Annotated in this window: 6 protein-coding genes; 2 read left to right on the top strand and 4 right to left on the bottom strand. The window is 45.2% G+C overall.

Translation table 11 applies throughout. From position 1 onward, the window contains the following. Positions 1-152: 152 nt before the first annotated feature. Positions 153-1,019 (bottom strand): hypothetical protein, encoded by an 867-nt coding sequence (locus AC6I5A_RS07850; protein WP_052167966.1) that lies wholly within the window; start codon positions 1,017-1,019, stop codon positions 153-155. 114 nt (positions 1,020-1,133) lie between these two features. On the opposite strand from AC6I5A_RS07850, the gene AC6I5A_RS07845 reads away from it, so the two are divergent. After that, on the top strand, positions 1,134-2,069 hold the full coding sequence (locus AC6I5A_RS07845; RefSeq protein WP_034614095.1) for a metallophosphoesterase: 936 nt from the start codon (positions 1,134-1,136) through the stop codon (positions 2,067-2,069). 168 nt (positions 2,070-2,237) lie between these two features. Here AC6I5A_RS07845 and AC6I5A_RS07840 read toward each other — a convergent pair whose 3' ends face one another. Further along, positions 2,238-3,098, bottom strand: coding sequence for a cell wall hydrolase (locus AC6I5A_RS07840; RefSeq protein ID WP_052167965.1), 861 nt, complete (start codon positions 3,096-3,098; stop codon positions 2,238-2,240). A gap of 237 nt (positions 3,099-3,335) precedes the next feature. Here AC6I5A_RS07840 and AC6I5A_RS07835 point away from each other — a divergent pair, with 237 nt between their 5' ends. Continuing rightward, positions 3,336-3,692, top strand: a complete 357-nt coding sequence (locus tag AC6I5A_RS07835; protein ID WP_034614092.1) for a hypothetical protein — start codon at positions 3,336-3,338, stop codon at positions 3,690-3,692. Here AC6I5A_RS07835 and AC6I5A_RS07830 read toward each other — a convergent pair. Continuing rightward, positions 3,689-6,820: an efflux RND transporter permease subunit gene (locus AC6I5A_RS07830; protein WP_034614090.1), complete on the bottom strand. Its 3,132-nt coding sequence runs from the start codon at positions 6,818-6,820 to the stop codon at positions 3,689-3,691. The genes AC6I5A_RS07835 and AC6I5A_RS07830 overlap by 4 nt on opposite strands. After that, a complete protein-coding gene (locus AC6I5A_RS07825; protein ID WP_052167964.1) occupies positions 6,817-8,022 on the bottom strand; it encodes an efflux RND transporter periplasmic adaptor subunit in 1,206 nt (401 codons plus the stop codon). The genes AC6I5A_RS07830 and AC6I5A_RS07825 overlap by 4 nt, the downstream gene beginning before the upstream one ends. Between the last annotated feature and the right edge of the window lie 13 nt (positions 8,023-8,035).

Raw genomic sequence — 8,035 nt, 5'->3', positions numbered from 1 at the left:
CACTGTCTTCGCACGTATTAGCCGTCTTGCAGAATGGCAAGGCACCGCGATAGCGAGAAGGGACCGTCCAGAAAGGGGGTAAGTAATTCTTCGAAATGAATTACTTACCCCCTTAAATGGTGTAATACCCTCTGAAAAGGTACTATCTATACTTATTTTTTGGGTTCCGGGTCTACGTCCATTTGGTTCAGAGATTGAAGAAGTTCCGGACTTATTGGAGCAGCTTCCGGATTTATCGCCGGTTTCTTTCGGCCATTGATCAATCCAGATATCTTTCCCCAGACAGTCGTTGCGGTATTCTTCATCGGAGTCAGAAATGTCATCATTCCCATCGGCTCTTTGACTTTTAAAATAATCGGCCCATTCGGCGCTTGCCCGAGCTGTGCCGGATTTTCCACTGAGACTACAACACGACTGTAATGATGGAGTGGAACTTGGCTGTGGAAATGAGCCCGATAAACTCCATTCCCAACTGACCTTAATACCCCTGCTAAAAATCCCGTCTTCCCCTTGTCATCCACCAAATACGACGCATACATCCCCGTTTGTCCTTGTCCCAGGAACGTTTGTGGCGCTGGAAGATTGGCAATCAAAAGAAAACTATTGTCAGGTGAGATTGTAGCCACTCCATTGCCAATAATCCCTTGTTGTGCGGCTTGTAAAATAAGTTGACGCGCTTGCCCTTGATTATAACCTAGGCCTTGATTATATCCCACGCCTTGATTATATCCCCCCTGATTATACCTTTGCCCCTGAGTGTACATTAAGCCTTGGTTGTATCCACTCTGTTGCTGGGGAAAGCCTGTGCCTAGCGCAGGTGGAGGGGTCTGGTATGGGATCCCTTGAGAAGGCGGTTGCTTTGCCCCTATAAACCCCCCTCGTAAGTTTTGGATTTGTCCATCTTTTTGGAAAAACCCACTCGCTTTAAGTCCTGAGCCCAGCGTATTGCGAATAGCACCCGGAGAATATCCCTGACCTAATTGAGGATCATTTGGCTCATTCCCACCGAACTTCACCATGCTCCCCTCCTTTATTTTATTTATTTCAATGTAACTTTATAACATGATATGATAGTGTAAATAGAAGGGTTCTGCATACTCTTATGGGCAAACTAATAAATTAAGGAGGCAACCATGCCCGAAAAAACCCCTCCAACGCTAACTAATAACATATCCCGTCGCAGCTTTTTTCGTGGTATTGGCGGTTTTGTCGCAAAGCATTGGCTGCTTTCTACACTGCCCCTTGGAGGTGTTGGAATTCTCGGCTATGCAAGACATGGTACCCTATCCCTAAAAAGTGAACAATGGGATTTATTTTACCCTAATCTACCGGCTTCTTTAGAGGGAAAGACGATCTGCCAACTCAGTGATTTGCATCTGGAAACCCTATGGATCTTGCCAGAACACATCGAACAGATTGTGAAGGCTAAAAAACCGGATCTCCTCGTAATCACCGGAGATATCATTTCCACCCAAACGGATCTCGATAAATTAGATAGCTATTTGGGTGGGCTTACAGCCACCTACGGAAAATTCGTTGTCATGGGTAACAACGATTACAGCCGGCTTTCCCACACTCTTTTTAAACGATATCTTCAACAGTTTCAAAACTTAGGGTGGACACCCTTATTAAACAATGCCTCTTTTTTGTCAAGCCTTAATCTTTGGGTCATCGGGATTGACGACCCGGCTACTCGGCATGACGATGTAGATCAGGCCTATCAAAATATTTTTTCTTCTCCCACGCCTCCTATTCCACCCTTTCGCCTGGTCCTAGCCCATTCTACAGATTGTCTCGACGATGTGGCAAAAAACGGGGCCGAGCTTTTTCTAACTGGACATACCCATGGGGGGCAAATCCGCATTCCAGGACTTCAACCCTACATCACCAATACCTATCTGGGCGATCTGGGAATATATGAAGGGTATCACGTTATTAACGGTATTCCGCTTTACATCAACCGCGGTATTGGTGAAAGTATTCTTCCTTTACGCATTAATGTCCCCCCAGAAATCGCTTTTTTTACCTTACACCAGGGAGACGCTCCCCCTAAACACCAAGAACGCTAAACGATAAGAACTTATATTACACCAAGAAAAATCCCGCAACAAAGTGAAGTTGCGGGATTTTTGAGCAAAGGATCCCTTCTCGCCATCTCAGTGCCTTACCAGAGGCAAGAGCTTGAACGGTTAGTTTGCTCTGCGTCGTATGACTGAGCGCTGTGCAGCACTAGTCCCTTAGATACTAAAAGTATGGTTCCCGATACGTTTGACGACGGATCGGCTCTTGATCCAACGGTCTGTGGCGAGACGTTCATTGAAATAAAATAATGCTCCGTCCGTCGGATCCTGGCCTGATAGTGCAGCCTCGGCCGCCTTGTAAGACTGATCATTGGGATCTAGCTGAATCTGTTTGTCATCAACCGCTGTAAAAGCACCTGATTGGTAAACAACTGCCCGTATTGTTTTAGGAAAACGGGGATCTTTTAAACGATTAAGCACAACCGCCCCAACAGCAACTTGTCCCTCAAAGTTTTCGCCCCGCGCTTCACCATGGATAACACGAGTTAATAGCTCCACATCCTCTTTGGAGACCGAATATCCCAAACTGCGAGATAGCACCTGGCTTTCCGGCCCTACCGAGGCCGTTTTTTGCACTGTTGGCTTGTTGACGGCGGCTATATCATCAGGAAGCGTATTTATTAAGGGAGGATCTGCTGTTTCTTGGTTTACGAAGATTTCGTAGGTTTGAATTGTTGACTTCTGCTGAACAAAGTATCCGCGTAAAGCATTTACCCACCACGGCAGATTGACCGTGTTATGCGACACGATAATATTTTTGCTTTTTTCAGGTTTATCCTTCACCACTCTGTTCGGAACGCATAAGGATTCCCCTTCTCTGATGATGTCAAGGTTTTTCACATTGTTAAGCTTTACAATTTCATCCACGGTAGTGTGATGGCTTTGGGCAAGACCCCAAAGGGTTTCCCCGCGCTGTACCACAATTATATCGGTCCCATTCATTGGATTCCCGGCTGCATTATCGCTTCCTTGTCCCAGAGCAGGAAAGTAACCGGCTTGCCAYAGAAACAAGCACATCATCCCACACAGGATTGCCGAGGATTTCCGACATCGTCGGTGCGGTAATAAAATATTAATCACCTCTTAAGTTTAGACTACTACTAGTCTTTCCCAATTGAGGTGATTTTTATAACAACACGGTATTAAAGTGTTTAATCCCTCTATTTATTCACTGATTCATAGGTCATATCCAAACAAAGGTGGACATATATTTTTGTATTGCCATCCACATTAAGTGAGGTGAGGTTGATTCTAATGAAGACTTTAGTTAAAAAGTTCTTATTATCCGTTTCTCCCCCGAAAAGACCGCAGCCCAATGAGACGGAATGCTTAATCGCGGAAATTGAAGAAGCGAGAGGCAAGATACTATATGCCTGGAACCGCTTTGATTACGCAGCACCAGAGTATGTAGAACTTGCAGTGCTTGAATTGCTCTTATCCGAAACTCATTATAGCCTCCTCAATAAACGTTACCGGATAATGCTAGGCATTAACACACCTCTTTTATCTTTAGATGGGCACTTTCAAAATCATGCATTCTTCGGGACTATCTCGGACCCTTCAGCATCACATTCACAATCGCCTGATGATCAAAGCGAACCTCGACTTTAAACTGAGTGCGTAATATTCTGTGCAGCAATGCTCTTTGCTCTTTTTAGCTTCCTTGCATCCCTGACGTCTTCGAATATCGTATAAATTACCGGTACCAGTAACAGAGTTGAGATCGTGGAAAATGTGAGTCCAAAAATTACTACTATACCCATCGGAGCCATTGTTTCTGAGCCTTCACCGATCCCTAATGCCATTGGCAGAAGTCCCAGAATAGTTGCCAGTGCGGTCATCAGAATGGGGCGCAAGCGAATCGGCCCGGCATTCTCAATGGCCTCTTCCCGCTCCTCTCCCCGTTCTCTTCGTTTGTTAATATAGTCCACTAGAACAATAGTATTACTAACAGCAATCCCTATTAAAAGAATTAATCCGATAAACGCGGGCACGCTTATCGTTGTCCGGGTAATGAATAGGCCCAGCATACCACCAGAAAATCCCATGGGTAACGATAAAATGATCGTAAAAGGGTGTAACAAAGATTCGAACTGAGATGCCAAAATCATATATACCAGAAGAATCGCCAGTATTAAGGCGAGACCCAAGTCCGCAAATGATTCCATGAGTTCTTTATTTTCACCTAAAACTTCATAAGTATACCCCTCAGGAATCTGATAGTTTTTTAACTTAGTTTCAATATCCGCCGTGATACTCCGTAAATCCCGGTTTATGATCTGACTTGTGACGTGGACTACTCGGGTCTGCCCGGTGCGCTCAATCTTTACCGGCCCTCGTCCCATCTCGATTTCGGCCACTTGACTTAGGGGAATGGTAATCCCCGAAAGTGTGGAAACCGGAGTCTGCCTTAAATTCTCAAGACTCGTTTTAAACGTCTCATCCCCGCTCAGTACGACATCAATTTCTGTTCCTTCGTAGCGGTAGGTTGTGGCAGTTGTTCCGGAAATTGTACCCTTGACGGCCTGAGAAATCTGTGCAGCTGATAAACCAAATTGAGATGCATTCTGACGGTTGATTTTAACTACGACCTCCGGGACCCCTTCCGTAATGCTCGTTTTGACTTCTCGCGTTCCTTCAACTGACGCAACGGTCTTCTGGATATCCATTCCTATCTTCTTGAGTTCATCGAGCTCCTCACCTTTGATAGCAATGTCAATCGGAGTTGTGGAACTACCCATTTGCATATTATCTGTAACAGTTACTTTAATCTCAGCCCCAGGAATATCTTTGGTCAACGAACGGATCTGATCGCCCACCTGCCCAACACTCCGCTGTCGAACATCCAAATCAACGAGTTGGACACTGACTGAGCTGGTATTGGCGGTATCCCCTCCGAGTGAAAATCCTCCGTTGGTCCCAATCTGGGTAAAAACCGTTTCGATTTCAGGGATCTCCTCCAGTTTTTTCTGAATTTGATTCACCGTGGCTTCGGTATCCTGAAGTTTTGCCCCATCCGGCAATGTAGTGTTAATCGTTAATTGACCGACATCTGACGCCGGCATGAATTCCGCCCCCAAACTGAAAGCGGATGCCCCAGAGAGAATTAAAACTGCCGTCGCAATCAACACCACTTTCTTGCGATGATGTAACCCATAATGTAAAAATTTCCTATAGACGGCTTGCACATACCCAAAGGTCCTATCAAACCAGCGACTAAAACGGTCAAAAACTCCTTTTAATCCTGTACGCCCCTCTGGAATAACCTCTGTTTTCATTAGCTTGGCCGAAAGTGTGGGAACCAAGGTTAGCGAAACAAGAAGCGAGGCCATAAGGGATACGGCGAAGGTCAAGGCCAATTCTCTAAAAATTGTAGCTACGATTCCTTGAACAAAGACGATCGGGAGAAAAACTGCGACCGTAGTCAACGTGGAGGCGAAAACTGCCATCCCGACCTCGGACACGCCTTTAATAGCAGCCTCAGATTTTGAGTATCCTTCCTGGCGATGTCGATGAATGTTTTCCAAGGCTACTATATTATCATCCACCAAACGTCCCATCGCCAAAGTCAGTCCTCCAAGGGTCATCATATTAATCGTGATCCCTGCAAAATAAAGGACTGCAAAGGTCGCCATCATGGCAATCGGAATAGCTGTCGCCGTGATAAAGGTAGTTCGAAGATTATGGAAGAAGAGAAAAACCACAATAATGGCTAAGATCCCTCCCAAAATAGCTTCATTTTTAACAGTTTTAATGGATTGATTAATTGAATCAGACTGGTCCATTACTGTCTTGATTTTTAAATCAGGGTATCCTTTAACAAATTCTTCGACTGCAGCTTTGACTCCATCTGCTACTTTAACCGTATTCGTCCCTGATTGTTTTTGAACTGCAATGCTTACACTTTTTTCGCCATCCGCTTTGGTAATCGCGGTAATGTCCTTATGCCCTATGCCTACCTCCGCGATATCCTTTAATCTGATCTGCCCTCCACCAGGCAGAGGAATCATAAGTTCTTCAATCTCATCAATTGATTCAAACTCACCGGTTGTCCTGATTGTGAGTTCCTGAGTTCCCTTTTGAACCTGACCCCCTGGTGCATTAAGATTTTCAGCGCCAATAAGAGCAGTTAAGGTATTTAAAGTTAGGCCATAGCCATTCATTTTTTCCAGATGAGTTTTGATCTCAACTTGTTCTTCATACCCTCCAATAACAGTAACAGATGCAGCTCCTGCCACACGCTCAAGCTGAGGTTTAAGCTTATCCTCCGCTACAGACTGTAACTTTGCAAGGTCCGCGTCTTGTCCGCTCAATGTCAAAATAACAACCGGCATTGCCCCTAAGTCAAGCTTCATAACCATCGGCGTTCCAGCGCCTGTTGGCAAACGACTCTTCATCTGATCAACTTTCTCGCGCATTTGAAGGGCCGCAAAGTCCATGTCCGTCCCTGATTTAAACTCCGCTATGACTATTGAGCTCCCCTCGGATGTTGTGGAAGTAACCGTATCAATATTTTCTACCGTGGACACGGCTCCTTCCAGAGGATTAGTAATGAGCTTCTCGATTTCCTGAGGACCCACCCCAGAATACTGAGTAACCACGATCGCATAAGGAACTTCAAAGTTCGGCAGAAGATCGATCGGCAGACGGGTTAGAGAAATCCCCCCCCAAAGAATGATTACGAGCATCGCCATGATGGCGGTGACTGGGCGCTTAACCGAAACTTCCGCTAGCTTCAAGACTCCTCCCCTCCTATAATCTTCACTTTGCAGCCTTCATCCACTAACGTTTGTCCTTTGATGATAACCCGATTACCTTGCTCCAAACCTTGAAGAATTTCGATTTCCGCCCCCGTATCAAGACCCGTAATGACCTCTTTAGCAACAGCTTTATTGTCTTGAACAACATAAACGATAGTTTTCTCGTTTTTCAGGACGATGGCCTCACTTTTTATGGCCATCACGTCCGGCTTCTCTTCGGTCGTGAGTTCAACTTTGACAAACATACCTGGCTTAATCAAACCTTCGGGATTCTCCAACACAATTTTCACAGGATACAACTGGGTTTTTGAATCTGCAGAAGGACTGATATACTCAATCTTTCCTTCAACGCTCCCCGCTGACACCGAAGGAACAGTGACCTTCACAGGGTTCCCCGTCGTAAGGCGATTTACTAGATTCTCTGCAACACCGAGAGAAATATACAGATTATTTGTATTTGTCAAACTCATAGCAGCCTGTACTGTACTAACCATATTTCCAATTGAAACATTTACTTGGGAGACAATCCCGTCAACCGGTACAGTAACTACAGCATTATCCAAAGCCTCCTGGGCTTGAGTAAATTGGACTTCCGCTAGCTTTAGAGTGCTATCCGAAGCCTGAACTGTTAGCTGCTCGATCTGACCGGCAAATGTCGATTCTAATTCCTTGACTGCAAGTTCGGTTTGATCCAGTTGATTCTTTGAAATAGCGCCAACTGCAAAAAGAGCCTTTGAATTGGCCAAGTTCTGTTTAGCCTCAGCGATCTTATCTGCGGCCAATACTTTTGTACGATCCAGAGAAGCCTTGGCCGCTGCCCAAAGTTCTCTGCTGTTTTGATATCTAGCATTGGCTAACTGAAATGTATCCTTCATATCCGAGGATTCGAGAGTGAAAAGAACAGTATCTTTCTTAACAAGGTCCCCTACCTTCACATTGACAGACTCAACCTTCCCGGGGATTTTTGGAATAACGGAGACATCGGTATTCGAAGATACTGTCCCGCTCAAAGTTGCCGTATTGATAAGCATCTTCTTCCCAGCCTCTTGAACTTCGACCGGAATATATTTTTCTTCTTCTACAATAGCCGGCTGGCTTGCACTACACCCTGTTAAGCCAAACGCCATTGGGACGACGAGTAGGATAAGGATCTTACTAATTATCCCAGTTATCTTTTTCAATGCGCTCTTCCCC

Source organism: Desulfosporosinus sp. Tol-M2 (assembly GCF_059735615.1).
Note: the sequence above shows the minus strand (reverse complement) of the source record. Positions and strands in the feature narration are given on the sequence as shown.